Source organism: Xanthomonas sp. NCPPB 3761 (assembly GCF_041475705.2).
In the GTDB taxonomy this organism is placed as follows: Bacteria; Pseudomonadota; Gammaproteobacteria; order Xanthomonadales; family Xanthomonadaceae; genus Xanthomonas; species Xanthomonas phaseoli.
On the sequence record NZ_CM191262.1, the window covers coordinates 3,092,168 to 3,111,656 of the forward strand.

General features: G+C 63.4%; 13 protein-coding genes and 2 pseudogenes. 9 read left to right on the plus strand and 6 right to left on the minus strand.

What is annotated here, in order from left to right; translation table 11 throughout:
* Positions 1-88: 88 nt before the first annotated feature.
* The gene (locus tag ACCQ00_RS13570) at positions 89-1,555 is read right to left on the minus strand and encodes a rhomboid family intramembrane serine protease (protein ID WP_039567224.1); all 1,467 of its coding nucleotides are present in this window, start codon (positions 1,553-1,555) and stop codon (positions 89-91) included.
* A gap of 111 nt (positions 1,556-1,666) precedes the next feature.
* Between ACCQ00_RS13570 and greB the strand changes: the two genes are divergently transcribed.
* Entirely contained in the window at positions 1,667-2,173 is a 507-nt protein-coding gene (greB, locus tag ACCQ00_RS13575; RefSeq protein ID WP_039567234.1) for a transcription elongation factor GreB, read from the plus strand.
* Between the two features lie 321 nt (positions 2,174-2,494).
* On the opposite strand, the gene rimO is transcribed toward greB, so the two are convergent.
* Positions 2,495-3,868 carry a 30S ribosomal protein S12 methylthiotransferase RimO gene (rimO, locus tag ACCQ00_RS13580; RefSeq protein ID WP_039567226.1) on the minus strand — a complete coding sequence of 458 codons (1,374 nt, stop codon included), beginning with the start codon at positions 3,866-3,868 and terminating at the stop codon, positions 2,495-2,497.
* A 181-nt stretch (positions 3,869-4,049) separates the two neighbouring features.
* On the opposite strand from rimO, the gene ACCQ00_RS13585 reads away from it, so the two are divergent.
* From ACCQ00_RS13585 to ACCQ00_RS13600, 4 genes are all read left to right on the plus strand, one after another.
* The gene (locus tag ACCQ00_RS13585; RefSeq protein WP_039567227.1) at positions 4,050-4,712 is read left to right on the plus strand and encodes a dienelactone hydrolase family protein; all 663 of its coding nucleotides are present in this window, start codon (positions 4,050-4,052) and stop codon (positions 4,710-4,712) included.
* Positions 4,709-5,143, plus strand: coding sequence for an HIT domain-containing protein (locus ACCQ00_RS13590; RefSeq protein WP_039567229.1), 435 nt, complete (start codon positions 4,709-4,711; stop codon positions 5,141-5,143). Before ACCQ00_RS13585 ends, ACCQ00_RS13590 begins: the two co-directional genes overlap by 4 nt.
* Positions 5,144-5,170: 27 nt before the next feature.
* Entirely contained in the window at positions 5,171-5,338 is a 168-nt protein-coding gene (locus ACCQ00_RS13595; RefSeq protein ID WP_008577498.1) for a LiaI-LiaF-like domain-containing protein, read from the plus strand.
* A 246-nt stretch (positions 5,339-5,584) separates the two neighbouring features.
* The gene (locus tag ACCQ00_RS13600; protein WP_017156371.1) at positions 5,585-5,770 is read left to right on the plus strand and encodes a LiaF transmembrane domain-containing protein; all 186 of its coding nucleotides are present in this window, start codon (positions 5,585-5,587) and stop codon (positions 5,768-5,770) included.
* 157 nt (positions 5,771-5,927) lie between these two features.
* Here the strand turns inward: ACCQ00_RS13600 and dcd are convergent, their stop codons facing one another.
* Both dcd and apbC read right to left on the minus strand, forming a co-directional pair.
* Entirely contained in the window at positions 5,928-6,497 is a 570-nt protein-coding gene (gene dcd, locus ACCQ00_RS13605) for a dCTP deaminase (RefSeq protein ID WP_005912996.1), read from the minus strand.
* Positions 6,498-6,590: 93 nt separating this feature from the next.
* Positions 6,591-7,442, minus strand: coding sequence for an iron-sulfur cluster carrier protein ApbC (gene apbC / locus ACCQ00_RS13610; RefSeq protein WP_017156372.1), 852 nt, complete (start codon positions 7,440-7,442; stop codon positions 6,591-6,593).
* A gap of 333 nt (positions 7,443-7,775) precedes the next feature.
* Between apbC and ACCQ00_RS13615 the strand changes: the two genes are divergently transcribed.
* Together ACCQ00_RS13615 and ACCQ00_RS13620 are read left to right on the plus strand one after the other, a co-directional pair.
* Complete coding sequence (locus ACCQ00_RS13615) at positions 7,776-10,766, plus strand: TonB-dependent receptor domain-containing protein (protein WP_372353953.1); 2,991 nt, start codon at positions 7,776-7,778, stop codon at positions 10,764-10,766.
* 362 nt (positions 10,767-11,128) lie between these two features.
* Positions 11,129-14,191, plus strand: coding sequence for a TonB-dependent receptor (locus ACCQ00_RS13620; protein WP_039567231.1), 3,063 nt, complete (start codon positions 11,129-11,131; stop codon positions 14,189-14,191).
* A gap of 111 nt (positions 14,192-14,302) precedes the next feature.
* Here ACCQ00_RS13620 and ACCQ00_RS13625 read toward each other — a convergent pair.
* A pseudogene (locus ACCQ00_RS13625) lies at positions 14,303-15,232 on the minus strand (phytoene desaturase family protein); the annotation flags it as partial.
* Positions 15,233-15,302: 70 nt separating this feature from the next.
* Here ACCQ00_RS13625 and ACCQ00_RS13630 point away from each other — a divergent pair.
* Positions 15,303-16,390, plus strand: a protein-coding gene (locus tag ACCQ00_RS13630) for an IS3 family transposase (protein WP_099770621.1) whose coding sequence is annotated in 2 segments (ribosomal slippage) — positions 15,303-15,555 and positions 15,555-16,390 — 1,089 coding nt in all. Because the reading frame shifts where the segments join, the coding sequence is not laid out codon by codon here.
* A gap of 38 nt (positions 16,391-16,428) precedes the next feature.
* Here ACCQ00_RS13630 and ACCQ00_RS13635 read toward each other — a convergent pair.
* Positions 16,429-16,821: pseudogene (locus ACCQ00_RS13635) on the minus strand (phytoene desaturase family protein); the annotation flags it as partial.
* Positions 16,822-17,231: 410 nt separating this feature from the next.
* Here ACCQ00_RS13635 and ACCQ00_RS13640 point away from each other — a divergent pair.
* Positions 17,232-19,373 carry a M13 family metallopeptidase gene (locus tag ACCQ00_RS13640; RefSeq protein WP_046736081.1) on the plus strand — a complete coding sequence of 714 codons (2,142 nt, stop codon included), beginning with the start codon at positions 17,232-17,234 and terminating at the stop codon, positions 19,371-19,373.
* Positions 19,374-19,489: the final 116 nt, after the last annotated feature.

Here is a 19,489-nt window from a genome sequence, read left to right on the forward strand (position 1 = left end):
ACCCAGAACCATCCCTGTCGTCCAACTCGACCGGCTCTTGCCCGCCCGGCGTCGCGCGCGTCAAGGGGCGCGCGTCGAGCGGAACCGCTCACCCGTTCTCGAGCAAAAAACGCGCCTTGTTCGCCTGTGCCTGCTCGGGAAACTGATCCAGCACTTGGCGCAACAAGCGCGTACGTTGCGCACCGTCTTGCAGCTCACCATGACGCAAGGCAAGCACGAACCACTGTTGGGCCAATTCGTCGCGGGGCGTCCTCAGTTCGCCGTCCTTCAATAGACGCTCGGCATCGGCCAACAGGCCGTTACGCATGCACGCAGCGATCAGCGCCTTGCGCGCCGTCGGACTGCAGGCGATCTTGGCCTTGCCGAGTTCGGCGGCGACTGCCAGCTGGATGCGCGTCTGTTCGGCGCTGTGGGTTTGCAGGGCCAGCAGCGTCTCGGCATGGCACAGGCTGTCCTGGCTGCGCCCTGCATGACGCGCGGCGCGATAACGCGCAAGCGCAACCTCCAGATTATGCGGCTGCTCGCTCGCCAACTCCGCCAGCACATGTTCGGCCTCGGCGTTTTCCATCCGGCCCAGATGGCGCTGCGCACGCGCCCAGCGATCGTCCACCGCAACTGCGTCGCCCTCCTCCATGAATACCGGCCGGGTCTGCCGAAACACCACCAGCAAGGCGCCCAACAAGGCACCGCTCACCAGTCCCCCAGCATGCGCCTCGAAGGCGACTGCGCCGTCGTCGCTGGATGCCAGGCTATACAACTCCCAGCCCAGCCACAGCGGCAACAGCAGGATCGCCGGGCCGCGTGCGTAATTGAAGACCACGAAAAACCAATAGAAAAAACGGACCCTGCGCCTTCCCCAGACCACGCAGAACGCGCCCATCAGCGCGGCGATGGCGCCGGAGGCGCCCAGACCGCCGCCGGGCTCGCCCCAGCGCCACCACAAGCTGGCCAGGCTAGCGCCGAATCCGCCGAGCACATACAGCAACAGGAACCAGCCACTGCCGATCGCGCCTTCCAGCAAGGTACCCAAGGCAAGCAGAAACAGCATGTTGCCCAGCAAATGATCGAAGCTGCCGTGCAGGAACGTGGCGGTCAGCATGCGCGCTGGCGACCATTCGGAACTGCGCTGCAAGTGGCGCAGCGTAAAGATCTTTGACAGCCGCGTTTGGTAAGGCGCACGCAATGCACGCCACTCGCGCAGATGCGCATCGTCCTTGAACAAGCTGCCGCTGCGCAGGGCGTGTTCGAAGGCGACATCGTGCATCGTCAGGTGCGCCAGATATGCGATGCGTTGTGGTTTAGGCACGCTGTCCAGTTTTGCCTGGCGTGCCGCGCGCAGCTTGGCGTTGGCGGTCTGCTGCAGGTAGCGCGCATGCGCATCGGCCTCCAGCGCGCCCAAGCCGGAGTGCACGTAGTAGTGCACGGCGCTCTCGACCAGGCTGTCGTCCTTGCGTTGGTAGCCCAGGTAGACCGCCACATTGATCAGCACCAGCAGCAGCGTCACCCAGGGGATGTTCTGGCGCGACCAGGGTTTGTGCAGCGGCATGATCAGCATGACAACGTCCGTGTCTTAAGAATGGCGCAAAGCTTCGCTGTGCGGCGGCAGATGCGCAAGCACGTCATGCGCGCTAGCATCGCGGCCCCGCCGTTCGAAACTGCCCGCCCCATGAGCCGCTGGCGCCCACCTGCCGAGAAAAGCACTGCGCTGATCACGCCCCAAGGCCATGCCCGCCTCAAGGCCGAGCTGGACGACTTGTGGCGCGTACGCCGGCCCGACGTGGTACGTGCCCTTGCGGCGGCCGCCGCCGAAGGCGACCGCTCTGAAAATGCGGAATACACCTATCGCAAGAAGCAGCTTGGTGAAATCGATCGGCGCGTGCGCTATCTGAGCAAGCGGCTGGAAGCGTTGCGCGTGGTGGATACGGCACCCACCGACGCGAACGCGGTGTTCTTCGGCGCGCAGGTGGAACTGGAAGATGCCGACAGCGGCGAGCTGCTGCGCTACCGCATCGTCGGCCCGGACGAAACCGATGCCGGACGCGGCTGGATCAGCATCGATTCGCCGCTGGCGCGCGCACTGCTGAAAAAGCGCGTGGACGACGAATTCGACGCGCACTTGCCGGCCGGCAAGCACACGTTTGTGGTGGTGTCGGTGCAATACGTGCCGCTGTAGGCGATAGACAGCGCGAAGCGACTCTGGCGCCGTGCATCAGCAACGGCGGTGATCGACACCCGGAGAACCGAACACCCATTGCCCAGCACTGCCTCGCGGCGCGCTGATGCGCTCGCACGCCCCCTCATGCGGCACTGTCATGCCCACACGCGATGCGGGTAGTGCAGCGCGTCGTGCGGGGGGCGACTGCGCGTGGCACGCCGCGTCGCGCGCAGCCCCGCTCCTGTGGCTTGGCGTGCCCAGCGGGCATATGCGCCGACGGTCGGCGCAGCCGGGAGCACCGACGCGATCGCCCATCGGCCATCCGGCAGCCTGCGGCGGCTAGACGATCTGCAGGTTCAACGTCCGTCCTGGCTGCATCGCAGGGCCAGACGGCAGTGCATCACCGAACAGATCGTGCTCGTCGCTGTCGGTGATTTCCACATCGACCAGATCGCCCACCTTCAAGCCGAGCTCGCCGCCGTTCTGGATATGCACCAGCCCGTCGATTTCCGGGGCATCGGCACGCGAGCGGGCGACCGCGATGTCGTCTTCGATCACATCCACCAGGCACTGCTGCACGCTGCCGATCTTGGATTCCAGACGTAAAGCAGAGATCTGCGCCTGCTTGGCCATGAAGCGCGCCAGGCGCTCCTGCTTCACTTCCTCGGGCACCTGGTCCGGCAAGGCATTGGCGCTGGCGCCGTCGACCGGCGAATACGCAAACGCACCGACGCGGTCCAGCTGCGCCTGATCCAGGAAGTCCAGCAGGGATTCAAATTCGGCGTCGGTTTCGCCAGGGAAACCGACGATGAAGGTCGAGCGCACGGTGATCTCCGGGCACATTGCCTTCCAGCGCTGCACGCGCTCCAGGGTTTTTTCCACCGCGCCCGGGCGCTTCATCAATTTGAGGATGCGCGGACTGGCGTGCTGGAACGGGATGTCCAGATACGGCAGCAGCTTGCCTTCGGCCATCAGCGGAATGACATCGTCCACGTGCGGGTACGGGTACACGTAATGCAGGCGCGTCCACACGCCCAGCTCCGACAAGCCCTCGCACAGCGCCTTCATGCGGGTCTGGTACATGCGGTCGCGCCACGGGCGCTCGGCGTACTTCAGGTCCACGCCGTAGGCCGAGGTGTCCTGCGACACCACCAGCAATTCCTTGACGCCACCGCGCACCAGCCGCTCGGCTTCGCGCAGCACTTCATCGACCGGACGCGAGGCCAGATCGCCGCGCATCGAAGGAATGATGCAGAAGCTGCACCGATGATTGCAGCCTTCGGAAATCTTCAAGTAAGCGTAATGGCGCGGGGTCAGCTTGATGCCGTAGTCCGGCACCAGATCCACGAACGGATCGTGACGCGGCGGCAACGCCGCGTGCACTGCCTCCATGACGCTCTGGTAGTCCTGCGGGCCGGATACCGCCAGCACTTGCGGGTACGCCTCGCGAATCTGCTCCGGGCGCTTGCCCAGGCAGCCGGTGACGATGACCTTGCCGTTGGCGTTCATCGCCTCGCCGATCGCGTCCAGCGATTCGGTCACTGCCGAATCGATGAAGCCGCAGGTGTTGACCACCACCACATCGGCAGCGTCGTAACTGGGCACGATGTCGTAGCCCTCCACGCGCAGCTGGGTGAGGATGCGTTCGGAATCGACGAGCGCCTTCGGGCAGCCAAGGCTGACGAAGCCGACTTTGGGGTTCAGCTGGGACATGGAAGCAGGAGCCTGGGAAACGGAGCGGCCTGGGGCCTGAGCGGGTCAATTATAGCGGCGCGGGGGCGGCGCTCTGAACCGCATGCCGCGCACGCGGAGCCATCTTAGCGGAACCCTCACCTTCGCCCCCGCCGATCCGGTCGATAATGCGCGCCTCCCCCGGACTGCAGCAGGAGTTTCCATGGGTCACTGGACCACGCTCGACACCCCCGATGGCCAGGTCGCCGCCTGGCACGCCACACCCGCTTCCAGCCCGCGCGGCGGCCTGGTGGTGATTCAAGAGATCTTCGGCGTCAACGAACATATCCGTGCGGTGGCCGACGATTACGCTGCGCGCGGTTACGAGGTGCTGGCACCGGCCTTTTTCGATCTGGAAGAAAAAGACGTGCAGTTGCCGTACGACCAGGAAAGCCTGCAGCGGGGCCTGGCACTGGCCAATGCGGTCGGCCTGGAGCGCGCTGTGGAGGTGGTGAAAGCCGCCGCCACCCTGCTGACCCGCGCCGGCAAGGTGGGCACGGTGGGCTACTGCTGGGGCGGCTCGGTCGCGCTGCTGTCGGCCATTCGCCTGGGGCTGCCGTCGGTGAGCTACTACGGCGGCCGCAACACCCAACTGCTGGACGAAACCCCCAAGGCGCCGGTGATGTTCCACTTCGGCGAGCGCGATGCCAGCATCCCGCCCGAAGCGATCCAGGCCCACCGCGAGAAACTGCCGCAGATGGAAACCTTCGTGTACCCGACCGGGCACGCCTTCAACCGCAGTATCGACCCCACCCACTACGACGCCGACAGCGCCGAGCGTGCATTGGAGCGCACCCTGGGCTTCTTCGCGGCCCACCTGGGATGAGCGACACCGCACCGGACAGGCCTGCGGGCGACTTCCAGCTCGATCCGCGCCTCGCAGCCGACAGTGCGTTCGTCGCCGACGGGCCACTGTCGCAGGTGCGGCTGATGGACGACAGCCGCTTCCCGTGGCTGGTGCTGGTGCCGCGGGTGGCCAATGTCAGTGAGTGGATCGATCTGGATGGCGGCCAGCAGCGTTTGTTGCTGGCCGAAATCAACCAGCTCTCGCAGTTGCTACGCGCCGAACCTGGGGTGGGCAAGCTCAATATCGGCGCGCTGGGCAACATCGTGCGGCAGCTGCATGTGCATCTGGTCGGCCGTCACCCCGGCGATGCCGCCTGGCCCGGGCCCGTCTGGGGCAGCGGCAGTGCGCAGCGCTTTACGGCCGACGCGTTGCAGCAGCATGTCGCGACGTGGGCGCAACGGCTACGATAGGCGCTTGTCTTTCAACCAGTCTCCCGCATGAAATCCAATGTCGTCGCCGCGCTGATCCTGATCCTCGTCGGCCTGCTGTTCCTGGCCAACAACCTGGGCTGGACCAATCTCAGCATTGGTCGCTTGATCGCCACCTGGTGGCCGGCCGCATTGGTTGCATGCGGAATCGGCATGCTGTTCGGGCGCGGCAAATAGGTGGCGCCGGGATTGGGGAGTTGGGATTCGGGATTGGTTAGAGCGGGCTGATTGCGCTGCTGATGTTCCAGCGGATCGACGGGATTGGCGCTCGCGCGTTGAGGTGCGCTGCTGCGCTCCGGTGGCGCAGTCGCACCGAATGAGGCAACCGGCATGACGTTTGTCATCTGCAATTGTTGACTTCCGGCACCTGATCGCGGGGCGCATCGGGCGCAGCATGGCCTCATACCCAACGAGGACATCGCCATGAACTACCGCCTGATCCCCGCCCTGTTCCTGATTGTCATGGGCGCGCTGTTTCTGCTGGACAACCTGGGGCTGGCCCATCTGGACGTGGGCAACCTGATCGCAACCTGGTGGCCGGTATTTCTGATCGCCGCCGGCGTGCGCCAGCTGCTGCGCTATCGCGAGAAAGCGGCCGCAACCTGCTGAAGGTCACGGCCGCGCCATTGCATCGAGCGCGGCCAACAACGTAATAAGCGGCCCGGCAGGCGGGCATGAACGACCCGATATGTACGCAGCGTGCATGCCGGTTCCAAGTGCCGGCCGCGCCCGCCTGGCAGTGAGCGCAGCCGTCTTGTTCGCTGCCTTACGTGCGCGGCAAGGTCACACCGGTCTGGCCCTGATACTTGCCGCCGCGATCCTTGTACGAGGTTTCGCACACTTCGTCGGACTGGAAAAACAGCATCTGCGCCACGCCTTCGTTGGCATAGATGCGCGCCGGCAGCGGCGTGGTATTGCTGAATTCCAGTGTCACGTGGCCTTCCCACTCAGGCTCCAGCGGGGTCACGTTGACGATGATGCCGCAGCGTGCGTAGGTACTCTTGCCCAGGCACACCACCAGCGTGTCGCGCGGGATGCGGAAATATTCCACCGTGCGCGCCAGTGCGAAGCTGTTGGGCGGAATGATGCAGACATCCGATTCGATATCGACAAAGCTGCCGGGATCGAAGTGCTTCGGATCGACGATCGTCGAGTTGATATTGGTAAAGACCTTGAACTCGCGCGAGCAGCGTACGTCGTACCCGTAGCTGGAGGTGCCGAAGCTGACGATGCGCTGCCCGGCGGCATCGTGCTTGATCTGGCCGGGTTCGAACGGCTCGATCATCGCGTGCTGTTCGGCCATGCGCTTGATCCAGCGGTCGCTCTTGATGCTCATGCGGTGTTCCTTGAAGACGGAAGGCGGCGGGCCGAACGGCCCGCGCGAAGACAGCGAATTCTACCAGCGGCCGGCATCGCCGGCCCCGGTGCGCTACAGCAGGGACGCCGAGATCGGGATGCTGGCGCGTGGGCGCTTGCCTAGCTCCTCGGCAAGCCGCGTCGCCGCCGCCAGGTAGGCTTTGGCCGCCACCGACTCCGGTGCGGCGACCACGATCGGCTGACCGGTATCGCCTTGCTCGCGGATTGTAATCTCCAGCGGCAACGAGCCCAGCAACGGCACACCGTACTGCACCGCCATGCGCTCGCCGCCACCTTCGCCGAACAGATGCTCGCGATGCCCGCAGTTGCTGCAGGTATGCACCGCCATGTTCTCGACGATGCCCAGCACCGGCACCTCGACCTTTTCGAACATCTTCAAGGCCTTGCGCGCGTCCAGCGTGGCGATGTCCTGCGGGGTGGTGACGATCACCGCCCCCGCCACCGGAATCTTCTGCGACAGGGTCAACTGGATGTCGCCGGTGCCCGGTGGCAGGTCGATCAGTAGATAGTCCAGGTCGTCCCACAGGGTGTCGTTGAACAGCTGGGTCAGCGCGGACGTCGCCATCGGCCCGCGCCAGATCATCGGGGTGTCCTGATCGACCAGCAGGCCGATCGACATCGCCTCGATCCCGAACGCACGCAGCGGCTCGATCGACTTGTTGTCCGGGCTGTCCGGGCGCCCGCTCAGGCCCAGCATCGCCGGCACGCTGGGGCCATAGATATCGGCATCCAGCACGCCGACGCGCGCGCCCGACTGACGCAGCGCCAGTGCCAGATTCACCGCAGTGGTGGACTTGCCCACGCCGCCCTTGCCCGACCCCACCGCAATCACGTTGCGGATGCGCGGATGTGGCGCCAATGCGCCCTGCACCGCGTGCGCGGCGATTCTGCGTTCGCCCGTCATGCGCCAACTGCCTGCGCAACGGCGCGTGCCGCTACCGAACCACGTTCCACCATTATGTTCATCGCTTACTCGACTGGTTGTGTGCCAATGCGCGAGCGAGGCAAGCATCGCCCGGCGCGACATCAAAAGAGGGCGTCAGTGTACTGGCTCGGCCAAAAACAGCTGATGTGTTCGGCAGCCGCGACAGACGCCCGCGCGTTGGCGCGTGCCATGGCGTGACATATTTTGCAAATATGGACACAAAATTAAGGAATTGTTAAGTTCGAAAAGTTCAGCCGGCGCCCAGCGAGCCCAGCTGTGCCAATCGAATTTCGAGCAAGGATCTGCAGCATCATGTCGAGCCGTACCCCGCAACGCACCCGCCGCCACCGCCTCAGCACCGCACTTTTCGGCGTACTTGCCGCGTCCGCAGGCAACGCCGCCGCCCAATCGGAAAATGGCGTCGCGCCCGATACGACCGATCTGGACAAGGTCACCGTCACCGGCTCGCGCATCGCGCGCACCGGCTTTGTCACGCCCTCGCCCGTCACCGCGATCACCGCAGAGGAAATCCGCGCCACCGGCGCGACCACCCTCAGCGACCTGATGGCGCGTATGCCGGCACTCGCCCCGACCTACACGCTAGGCAACTCCACCCGCTTCATCGGCACGGCCGGCCTGGGCCTGCTCGACCTGCGCGCAATGGGTGCAGACCGCACGCTGGTGCTGGTCAACGGCCGTCGCCATGTGGGCTCCAGCCCCGGTTCGACCGCGGTGGACGTCAACACGATCCCGGTGGAATGGATCGAACGCGTGGAAGTCATCACCGGCGGCGCTTCCGCGGTGTACGGCGCCGACGCCGTGGCCGGCGTGGTCAATTTCATTCTCAAGAAATCGTTCACCGGCTTCGAAACCCGCGCGCAGACAGGCCTGGCCGACGAAGGCAATTTCAACCGCTCGTTTGCCAGCTTTTCTGCCGGTACCGATTTCGCAGGCGGCCGCGGCAACATCGCGGTGTCCGGCGAATACAGCAAGCAAGATCGCTTTGGTCGCGGCAATCGCGCCATCGGCCGCGAGTATCTGGTGAGTGTGCCCAATCCCGGCTTCGACCCCACCCGTCCGCCAAGCGAACGCAACCCCCAGAACGTGCTCAGCGGCCCTGGCGGCAACCATTCGACCTCCTACGGCGGCACCTTCAATCTGGGCACGTTCGATTTCCGTAACCCGGCCAGCTACGGCAACCGCTATCTGTTCAACGACGATGGCAGCTTCCGGCGCAACCGTTACGACGGCTCGGTGGTGAGCAACACCTCGTGCGTGGACTGCGATTTCGTCGACCTCAACGCGGTGGCCGACCTGCAGCCGGGCTTCGACCGCAAAAGCGTCAATACGATGATCAACTTCGAGATCAGCGAAAACCATCGCGTGTTCTTCGAAGGCAAATACAGCGAAACCGATTCGGAATTCTTCAGCCAACCCGCATTCGACAGCTCGCTGCGCGTGCGTCGCCAAAACCCGTACGTCAGTCCCGAACTCGGCGCCTTGATGGATTCGCGCGGCGCCACCCAGATCCTGATGAACCGCTTCAACGTCGACGCCGGCCGTCGCGGCGAAAACATCGAGCGCAAGACCTACCGCGCCGTGCTCGGTGCCGAAGGCAACTTCACCGACAACTGGACCTACGACGTATCTGCCAACTACGGCAAGACCACGGTCGAGCGCCTCAACCTCAACAACCGCATCAACGAGCGTTGGCAGGCCGGTATCGATGCGGCGCGCGATGCCAGCGGCAACATCGTCTGCCGCACCACGCTGGATCCGACTGCAGTCAATCCCAATACGGGCCGCGTGTACTCGGCACTGGCCCGCGAAGGCTGCGTGCCCTTCAGCGTGTTCGGCAATGGGGCGGTTACCCCGGAAGCGGCTGCGTGGTTCAACACCACCGCGCGCTCGCAGGCCAAGATCCAGCAGACCGTGTTCAGTGCTTCGGTGGCCAACAGCAGCCTGCTGTCGCTACCGGCCGGCGACATCGGCTTTGCCGGCGGCGTGGAATACCGCAAGGAACAGAGCGAGGAAGTCGCCGACCCATTGGCCGCGTCGGGCGCGACCTTCCTCAACGCGATCCCGAACAGTGGCGGCGACTACAGCGTCAAGGACGTGTTCGTCGAAAGCACCGTCCCGCTGCTGGCCGGCCTGCCGGGCGTGGAGCGCCTGGCGCTGGACGTGGCGGGACGCTATTCGGACTACAGCAGCATCGGCTCGACCAAGACCTGGAACATCGGGCTGGACTGGACCATCATCCCGTCGCTGCGGTTGCGCGGCACGCTGGCACAGGCCGTACGCGCGCCCAGCATCGGCGAGCTGTACGCATCGCAGAGCGAAAACTTCGCCACCATCAACGACCCCTGCAATTACCTGCCCACCAATACCAACCGCCCCGGCACCGCCGGCGATGTGGCATTGCGTCAGGCCAACTGCAGTGCGCTGGGCGTGCCGGTCGGATGGATCGATACCTATACCTCCACGCGCCCCGGCGTGAGCGGCGGCAATCCGGAACTCAAGCCGGAGCGCGCGCGCAGCCTCTCGTATGGCGTGGTGTGGCAGCCGGAGTTCTTCGAAGGATTCGGCATGTCGATCGACTACTGGCGCATTGACCTGCGCGATGCCATCGGCACGGTGACCGCGGAAACCAATGCCACCCGTTGCGTGGATAACCCCGGCGGGATCGGCAACAGTTTTTGCGGCTTCGTGCAGCGCGCCCCGCTCGGCGGCTTCACCGACCCGCAGGGGCGCATCTATCCCGAGCACAGCATCATCGGCTGGCAGGCACTCAACGAAAACCTCGCCCGTTCGCGTCGTGTGGGCGTGGGTCTGGAAATGGACTACCGCTTCCAGCTCGGCGGAGGCAATACCGTGCTGCGCTTCGTCGGCACCCGCCTGATCCAGTCGCGCGAATGGGTGTTCCAGGACTTCCCGGCCGAATACGACGAGTATGTGACCTCCGTGACCGACCCGCGTTGGCGTGCGCAGTTCCAGACCAAGTACAACCGGAACGCGTGGCGCGCCTCGTGGGACATGAACTATGTGGACGGCAACCTGCGCGTGACCCCGGAGAGCTATAACAGCAACCCTGGCTCGGCCAGCCCGATCAGGAACGGCTCGTACGTCTACCACAACTTCCAGTTCGGCTATCAATTCCCCGGCTCGAAAATCGACGTGTACCTGGGCATCGACAACGCCTTCGACAAGGATCCGCCACGCAACTACTTCGGCGCGGATTTCACATCTGCGCTGTATGACAACGTGGGCCGGTTCTTCTACCTGGGGACGACGGTGAAATTCTGACGGCCCCACGCACCTAGAAAAAGCCCCGCTTGTCGGGGCTTTTTTTTGCGGCTTTGCCAACGCGGTAGATCTTCGCTTGCCGCGCGCAACGCTCAAAGCGTTCGATCCGGTCGGTTACACCACGCAATCTGTATCGAACGTAACTATTAAGTCGAAGGCGTCGCTCCAGGCCGTTTGCCTAGGTGTGCAACACGACGCCACTTTGTGCCGAATTCCTCACTTTCGACGCGGATTCGTGTTATTTCATTAAAAAATCATGTCAGACGCTTGCACTACGTAGCAGGCATTCATTACGTTCGGGTTAAGGCCATCTGACTCCCCGATGACCGCCCCTTATCCGAACTCCAGTTGAAAGGTCAGGAATGAGCAATCAGTTTCGTCGCCAAGTCCTCAAACGCACCGCCCTCGCTGTCGTGCTCGGTGCATGCCTAACCAACGGCGCGGTCTACGCGCAGAGCACCACCGGCAGCATTTACGGTAGCGCCCCGTCCGAAGCCGGCAGCACGATCGTCGTGCAGAGCGACACCGGTCTCAGCCGCACCATCACGGTGGATGCAAATGGCCGCTACAACCTCGGCTCGCTGCCGGTGGGCGCCTACACCGTCACCCTGAAGCGCGGCGACCAGGTCGTCGACACCCGCAAGAACGTGCAGCTGCGCGTCGGCTCGGGCACTGAAGTGTCCTTCGCTGGCGCGGCCGCATCGGGCAGCAACGCCGATGCAACCACGCTCGGTGCGATCACCGTCACCGCCGCCAACGCGCCGAAGATCGATGTCAGCTCGACCAGCTCGCGCTCGGTGATCACGTCCGAGCAGTTGGCTACCTTGCCGCTGGGCCGCAGCGCCGAAGCGATTGCGTTGCTGGCGCCGGGTGCGGTGTCGGGTGCAGGCGCATTCAACAACGGCTCGCGCTCCGTAGTGTCTTTTGGTGGCTCAGGCGTCACAGAAAACGCTTACTACATTAACGGCTTCAACGTTAGCAACCCGCTGAGCAACCTCGGTGGCGTGAGCTTGCCATACGGCGCCATCGACCAGCAGGAAACGTATACCGGCGGTTACAGCGCCAAGTACGGCCGTTCTACGGGTGGTGTCATCAACCAGCTCGGCAAGCGTGGCACCAACGAGTGGCATTTTGGCGTGCAAACGGTGTGGGAGCCGGACTCGCTTGCGAGTTCGCGAGGAGACGTGTGGTTTCCAAATGCAACATTGCCTGCAGGATACAAGTACGACACGCCTGACCAGCCAGGCACGCTATATCGCGCAGGCAAAGACAACAAGCAGACGCGGACTGTCTACAGCGCCTATGCAGGCGGCCCCTTGATCGAAGATCGGCTCTTCATCTTTGTGGCTGGCGAATCGGAGAAGGTTGACGGCGTCAGCACCAATGCCAGTAGTGACTCCATCCAGGCGCGCAACAATTACGAGTACAGCACGCCGAAGTTCTACGGAAAACTGGATTGGAACATCAACGATAGCAATATCGTTGAATACACTCGAATCCAAAACACCGACAGGCGAAGCGGTTACTACACAAGCTTTGACTACGACGGTCTTGTAGGTGGTGACCGTACAGGCACATATCCCGACACCTACAAAATCAAGGACACCTACGACATTTTCAAGTACACCGGTTACATCACCGATGACTTGACCTTGAACGCAACCTGGGGCCGCAGCACCCAGCACAACCAGCAGTTCAATCCCTTCATTTCCGACCTTCCATTCCTGGGAAGTGTGACGAGCCAGAATCCGGCCATTACTGGTGGTACGCCGATCCGCAACAATCAGGCTACCAATCGGGCAAAAGCTGATGATCCAATCAATAAAAGCCGCAGCTTGAGGCTGGAATTGAATTATCGGCTGGGTGACCACGACCTGACTGCAGGTGTGGACAACATGTATTTCAACGCCTATGACGAGGGCGTACGCACCACGGGTCCTGGTTACCAGTGGATCTATGGTCGAGCAGCCGACGAGCAGACGGCGGTGCGCCCGGGCCTCGGGGTCGGTGTCACCGGCCCTGGCTCGAATGGTTATTACGCACAACAGCGCATCTTCACCACAACGACCAGCATGGCAGTCGAACAGAAGGCGTACTATTTGGAAGATCGTTGGCAGGTTAACGATCGATGGTTGCTGACCTTGGGTATTCGCAATGATCAGTTCACCAACTACAACAGCGACCATGTCGAATACGTCGATAGCGGTGACCAGTGGGCACCGCGCTTCGGGGCAAGCTGGGATGTCTTCGGCGATTCTTCGCTGAAAGTTTTCGCCAACCTTGGCCGCTATTATCTTGCACTCCCTAACAGCGTGGCGATCCGCGGCGCCTCCGCTTCGACCTATACCGATGAGTACTTCACTTACACAGGTATCGATGCCAATGGCGAACCGACGGGCCTGACACCCATCGGGCCGGGTCCTGTTTCATCCAATGGCGAGTATGGTCAGGCACCGGACCCAAATGCTTTTGCCCCAACCGATCTGAAGTCGCAATATCAAGACGAATTCATCCTCGGCTTTGAAAAGACCCTGGGCGAAAGCTGGAACTCCGGCGCCAAATTCACCTATCGCAAGTTGCAGAGTGCGATTGACGATGTATGCGACACCGCGAAGATTGCAGACAAGCTCACAGCAAGCGGCATTGATGCTGATGCAGTCGAAATTCCTGGCTGCGTGATGTTCAATCCCGGCAAGACCAACACCTATGACTTGGCCAATGCTGATGGATCCGGCTATACCCAGGTGCGGATGTCGCAGCAAGACTGGGACTTCACTGACAAGGCAAAGCGAAGCTATGTCTCGGTCGACTTATTCCTGGAACATCCATTCAACGAGAAGTGGTATGGCCGCGTCGATTACACCTGGTCACACAGCTATGGCAACACTGAAGGTCAGGTTAAATCGGATCTTGGCCAGGCAGATGTGTCCAAGACTCAGGACTGGGATGCCGCCGCACTGATGTATTACGCGGGAGGAAGTCTTGCCAATGACCGGCGCCATCAACTGAAGGCCTTTGGTGCCTATCAGATCAGCCCAGAGTGGATGGCGTCGGCCACGCTCCGCGTGATGTCTGGCACACCAAGAACCTGCCTTGGTTATTTTGAAGATGGACTGGATCCGATCAGCTACGGATCCGCATACCACTACTGTGGTGGCCAACCCTCTAGGCCTGGCGACGCAGGTCGCACGCCCTGGATCAAGAATCTGGATCTTGGCGTGACCTATCGTCCTTCGTTTGCCGACCACAAGCTGGCTGTCGGCCTACAGGTCTTCAATGTGCTGAATGACCGTAGCGCCAATCGCGTTGATGGCGTCTATGAAACCGATCCGGGCCTGGTGTCCAACACCTATGGCATTGGTCTGCAGGACTACAGCTACAACACGCCGCGTTACCTGCGTCTCTCTGCTTCCTACGACTTCTAATCGCAGGACCCTGGAGGCGTCCATGCGACGCTTCCAGGGATCACGTTATTTACTCCAAGGCCTCGGTTTCCGGGGCCTTTTTTCTATGCACCGAGAGTCCGAGGCGAGTTCTCACCCACCCAAAATCACCCGCGCCGCATTATGCCCAGGCGCACCCGTCACACCTCCGCCGGGATGGGTCCCGGATCCACACAGATACAGCCCTGGCACCGCGCCACGATACGCACCCTGGCCCAGCAGCGGGCGTGCGCTGAAAAGCTGATTGAGGCTGAGGGCGCCGTGAAAGATGTCGCCGCCAACCAGGCCGAAGATGCGTTCCAGATCGAGCGGGCTCAGCACTTGCCGGCCCAGGACCGATGTGGCAAACCCGGGCGCGTAGCGCTCCACCGTGGCGATCATCAGATCGGCCACCTCTTCGCGGTAATCGTCCCATCGCCTGCCGTCGGGCAGTTGCGGTGCCACATGCTGGCAGAACAGGCTGGCGACATGCTGGCCCGGCGGCGCAAGGGTGTGGTCCAGGGTGCTGGGAATGAGCAGTTCGACCACAGGCTCACGCGAACATCCCAACGCGCGCGCGTCATGCCAGGCGCGGTCCATGTAGTCCAGGCTCGGTGCCAGGATGATGCCGGCGGTCAGGTGATCGCCATCGCCGGGTAACGCGGTGAAGTCCGGCAGGCGCGAGAGCGCGACATTCATGCGGAAGGTACCCGACCCGCAGCGGTAATGGGCAATACGTTCGCGCGTTGTCGCAGGTACGTCGCCTGGGCGCATCAGGCGCTGATACAGCAGTTTCGGGTTGACGTTGGCCACGACCGCGCGGGCGCGGATCGTGTCGCCAGCAGTCGTGACGACACCGACCGCATGCCCTTGCTCTACCAGCACGTGCGCCACCGCGCAGCCGGTACGGATCTGCGCCCCGTGCTCGCGCGCGCTGGCGGCCATGGCCTGAGTGATCGCGCCCATGCCCCCAATGGCGTGGCCCCACGCTCCCTTGACCCCATTGCTCTGCCCGAACACGTGATGCAACAACACGTAGGCGGTGGGTAATCCCCCCGCCCATTAGCAGACGCCAGAAGTGGAATTTTCTCGTCCCCTTTCCCGAGGAGGTTCCATGAAGAAGTCCCGCTTTACCGACAGCCAGATCATCGCCGTGCTCAAGCAGGCCCAGGCCGGTGCGCCCGTGCCGGAGCTGTGCCGCGAGCACGGCATCAGCTCGGCCACGTTCTACAAGTGGCGCAGCAAGTTCGGCGGCATGGACGTGTCCATGGTCGCGCGCATGAAGGAGCTGGAGGAGGAGAACCGCCGGCTCAAGAAGATGTACGCCGAGGCGCAGCTCAGTACCGACCTGCTGAAGGAAGCGCTCGCAAAAAAATGGTGAGGCCATCTCAGCGACGCGAGATGGCCCAATCGGCGGTCACGAGCGGGCGCACGAACATCCGCCACGCCTGCCAGACCTTCGCGGTGAGCCAGACCTGCTTCCGCTACCAGGCCAAGGCCAGCGAGCAGAACGCCCGGATCGCCGACTGGCTGATCCGGTTGACGACCGCCCATCGCGACTGGGGCTTTGGCCTGTGCTACCTGTACCTGCGCAACGTGAAGGGCTTTGGTTGGAACCACAAGCGGATCTACCGGATCTACCGCGAGTTGGAGTTGAACCTGCGGATCAAGCCGAAGAAGCGGCTGGTGCGTGAGCGGCCGCAGCCACTGGCGGTGCCGGAGACGATCAACCAAGTCTGGTCGATGGACTTCATGCACGACCAGCTGGCCGACGGCCGCAGCTTCAGGCTGTTCAACGTGCTCGACGACTTCAATCGCGAGGGACTGGGGATCGAGGTCGACCTGTCGCTGCCGTCAGCCCGGGTGATCCGATCGCTGGAGCAGATCATCGAGTGGCGCGGCAAGCCCGCCGTGATCCGCTGCGACAACGGCCCTGAATACATCAGTGGCGCGTTGCTGTCCTGGGCGCAGCGGCATGGCATCCGGGTCGAGCACATCCAGCCGGGCAAGCCACAGCAGAACGCCTACGTTGAACGCTACAACCGCACCATCCGCTACGCTTGGCTCGCCCAAACCCTGTTCGACACCATCGACCAGGTGCAGGACAAAGCCACCCGCTGGCTATGGACGTACAACCACGAGCGTCCGAATATGGCGCTCGGCGGCATCACGCCTGCCATGAAGTTGGCGATGGCCGCTTAGCTCCACTTCTGGCGACCGCTAAAAGTGGGGGGATTACCCTCCAACCGCGCTTCGTAGGCAGGCAAGGCGGCAGCATCCCGCGCTGAAAACTTGGCAACTTCCTGTGCCGTGCGCCCTGCCCCGGCAAGCAGATAGTCACAGTTGGGCAACGGCAGAAAATTGTTGATCCGTCGCGGCACCACATGCAGGCCATGGCGCTCCAGTGCCAGATCGGCGATGACCTTGGGCTGCAGCAACGACACCGTGTACGCCGCCACCGAATTGCGGAAACCGGCATGAAATTCCTCGGTCACCGCCGCGCCGCCAACCACCCCGCGCGCTTCCAACACCAGCACCCGCTTGCCAGCCTTGGCCAGATAGGCAGCGCACACCAACCCGTTGTGGCCGGCGCCGATGATCAGTGCATCCAAAGGTTCAGGGGCGATGGGCATGCACTGGTATATAGCACCGCTCACCCGCGCCCACCATCTGGCAGCGACAGCGTCTGAGCGCCTGCCCGTCGCTCCCAACGCACCACCGCGCCGGCGCGTGCCGCCGGCAAGACGAAGAACGGCCGCTGCAAAGTCGCCTTAGGCGTTGCAGCAAGTGCCACGCCTAAGGATTCGCGGCTGAGCAGGCCGGCACGTCAAGCCGACAGCTGGATGTTGCGTGATCGGCGGCGCCGCCGTTGTACTGCTGGCGCTGGCCGGGTGGCTCACATGATGGTCGACGCCGCCGCGCCTCAACAGCTGGCGCCTCGCCCGGCCCTCTACATCCCGCACCCATGACCTTCGACACCATGCCATCCGGCTGGCGAGGCGTAGAGTGCCGGCCACGGCCCCGGCGACGGGGCTTCCCATTGATGCTTCTGGAGTCCTTCGTGATTCGTACACCTCATTTATTGACGCTGACCCTGGCCGTGGCCACCGCCCTGAGCGGTTGCAAAAAGTCCGAAGACGCCGCGCCCGCGGCCCCGGCGGGCGGCACCGCGGCCACCACCCCGGCGGCGCCCAAGACGCTGACCCTGGACCAGAGCAAGCTGCCGGCAGTGAACCAGTTCACCGCGGCCGACCTGGACCCCGGCAGCAACGCCTGTACCGATCTGAACGCCTATGCCAATGCCAAGTTCCTGGCCGCCAACCCGGTGCCGAGCGACCGCACCAGCTGGGGCGCGTTCGAGATGCTCGACGAGCGCTCCAATGCGATCCAGCGGCAGTTGGTGGAACAAGCCGCCGCCGACAGCAAGGCCACCGGCGTGGAAAAGATCGTCGGCGACCTGTGGTCGACCGGCATGGACGAAGCCAAGATCAACGCGCAGGGCATCGAGCCGCTGAAGCCGGAACTGGCCGCCATCGACGCCATCAGCGACCAGACCAAGTTGGTCGACTACCTGCGCAGCAGCGCGGCCAAAGGCAACAACGCGCTTTTCGGCTTCGGCGCCGAAGCGGACTTCAAGAAGTCCAGCCAGAACATCGCCTACGCCATGCAGGGCGGCCTGGGCCTGCCGGACCCGGAGTACTACACCAGCCCCGCCAACAAGGCCAAGCTGGAGGCTTACCAGGCGCACGTGGCCAAGGTGCTGGAACTGTCCGGCGTGGCTGCGGCCGATGCCGCCGCGCAGGCCAAGCAAGTGGTCGCCTTCGAAACCCGCCTGGCCAAGGTCTCCAAGACCAGCACCCAGATGTCGCGCGATGCCTCGCTGGCCTACAACCCGATTTCCCCGGCCGAGGCCGACAAGCTGACCCCGAACTGGTCGTGGACCGAGCTCTTCAAGTCGCAGGGCGTGGCCACGCCGGAGATGTTCTCGCTGGCGATCCCCGCCTTCCACCAGGAAGTGAGCAAGATGATCGCCGACACCGACCCGGCGATCTGGCGCGCCTACCTGCGCTTCCACACCGTCGATGGCGCTTCGCCGTTCCTGAGCCAGCCGTTCGTCGATGAGAGCTTTGCGTTCTACAACAAGACCATGCGCGGCCAGAAGGAAATCAAGCCGCGTTGGAAGCGCGTGCTGGCCACCATCAACGGCCAGGCCGGCGAAGCGCTGGGCCAGCTGTACGTCAAGGTCGCCTTCCCGGCCGATTCCAAGGCCAAGATGGAAACCTTGGTGACCAATCTGCGCACCGCGCTCAAGGCCCGCATCGAAAAGCTGGACTGGATGAGCCCGGAGACCAAGACCAAGGCGATCGCCAAGTGGGAAAGCTTCACGCCCAAGATCGGCTACCCGGAAAAGTGGCGCGAGTGGAACGGCCTGAGCACCGGCCGCGACAGCTACCTGGGCAACGTGATGGCGGCGCAGGAATTCAACTACAAGTGGAACCTGTCCAAGATCGGCAAGCCGGTGGACAAGACCGAATGGGGCATGAGCCCGCAGACGGTCAATGCCTATTACAACCCGCTGCAGAACGAGATCGTGTTCCCGGCCGCCATCCTGCAGCCGCCGTTCTTCGACCCGAATGCGCCGGAAGAAATGAACTATGGCGGCATCGGTGCAGTGATCGGCCATGAGATGACCCACGGTTACGACGACCAGGGCAGCCGCTTCGGCGCCGATGGCAACTTCATCCCCGATCCGGGTTGGTGGACGCAGAAGGACCTGGACGCGTTCAAGGCCCGCACCGGCAAGCTGGTGGCGCAGTTCGACGGCTACCGCACGCCGGCCGGCGACAAGGTCAAGGGCGACCTGACCCTGGGCGAGAACATCGCCGACCTGGGTGGCCTGAACACCGCCTACGACGCCATGAAGACCGCCACCGCCGGCAAGGACGACCCCAAGACCGACGGCATCACCCGCGACCAGCGCTTCTTCCTCAACTGGGCCACGGTGTGGCGTCGCAACTTCACCCCGGAAGAGCTGGTGGTGCGCCTGAAGACCGACCCGCATGCGCCGGCCAACTTCCGTGCCATCGGTGCGCCGTCGAACATGCCGGCATTCGCCGCCGCGTTCTCGTGCAAGCCGGGCGATGCGATGGTGCGCCAGGGCGACAAGCAGGTCGTGATCTGGTAATTGCGCATTGCTGTAAATGATGCGGGCGGCGATCGAAAGATCGTCGCCCGTTTTTTTGGAGGCAATGCAGTGCAATGCCGGCACGATCGCGCGCTGCGCGTCCAAACGCCCGGACG

What these genes read in the sequence shown, in the direction of transcription:
- ACCQ00_RS13570 (WP_039567224.1), bottom strand. Translation starts at nt 1,555, where the DNA reads ATGCTGATCATGCCGCTGCACAAACCCTGGTCGCGCCAGAACATCCCC.
- greB (WP_039567234.1), top strand. Translation starts at nt 1,667, where the DNA reads ATGAGCCGCTGGCGCCCACCTGCCGAGAAAAGCACTGCGCTGATCACG.
- rimO (WP_039567226.1), bottom strand. Translation starts at nt 3,868, where the DNA reads ATGTCCCAGCTGAACCCCAAAGTCGGCTTCGTCAGCCTTGGCTGCCCG.
- ACCQ00_RS13585 (WP_039567227.1), top strand. Translation starts at nt 4,050, where the DNA reads ATGGGTCACTGGACCACGCTCGACACCCCCGATGGCCAGGTCGCCGCC.
- ACCQ00_RS13590 (WP_039567229.1), top strand. Translation starts at nt 4,709, where the DNA reads ATGAGCGACACCGCACCGGACAGGCCTGCGGGCGACTTCCAGCTCGAT.
- ACCQ00_RS13595 (WP_008577498.1), top strand. Translation starts at nt 5,171, where the DNA reads ATGAAATCCAATGTCGTCGCCGCGCTGATCCTGATCCTCGTCGGCCTG.
- ACCQ00_RS13600 (WP_017156371.1), top strand. Translation starts at nt 5,585, where the DNA reads ATGAACTACCGCCTGATCCCCGCCCTGTTCCTGATTGTCATGGGCGCG.
- dcd (WP_005912996.1), bottom strand. Translation starts at nt 6,497, where the DNA reads ATGAGCATCAAGAGCGACCGCTGGATCAAGCGCATGGCCGAACAGCAC.
- apbC (WP_017156372.1), bottom strand. Translation starts at nt 7,442, where the DNA reads ATGACGGGCGAACGCAGAATCGCCGCGCACGCGGTGCAGGGCGCATTG.
- ACCQ00_RS13615 (WP_372353953.1), top strand. Translation starts at nt 7,776, where the DNA reads ATGTCGAGCCGTACCCCGCAACGCACCCGCCGCCACCGCCTCAGCACC.
- ACCQ00_RS13620 (WP_039567231.1), top strand. Translation starts at nt 11,129, where the DNA reads ATGAGCAATCAGTTTCGTCGCCAAGTCCTCAAACGCACCGCCCTCGCT.
- ACCQ00_RS13640 (WP_046736081.1), top strand. Translation starts at nt 17,232, where the DNA reads ATGCTTCTGGAGTCCTTCGTGATTCGTACACCTCATTTATTGACGCTG.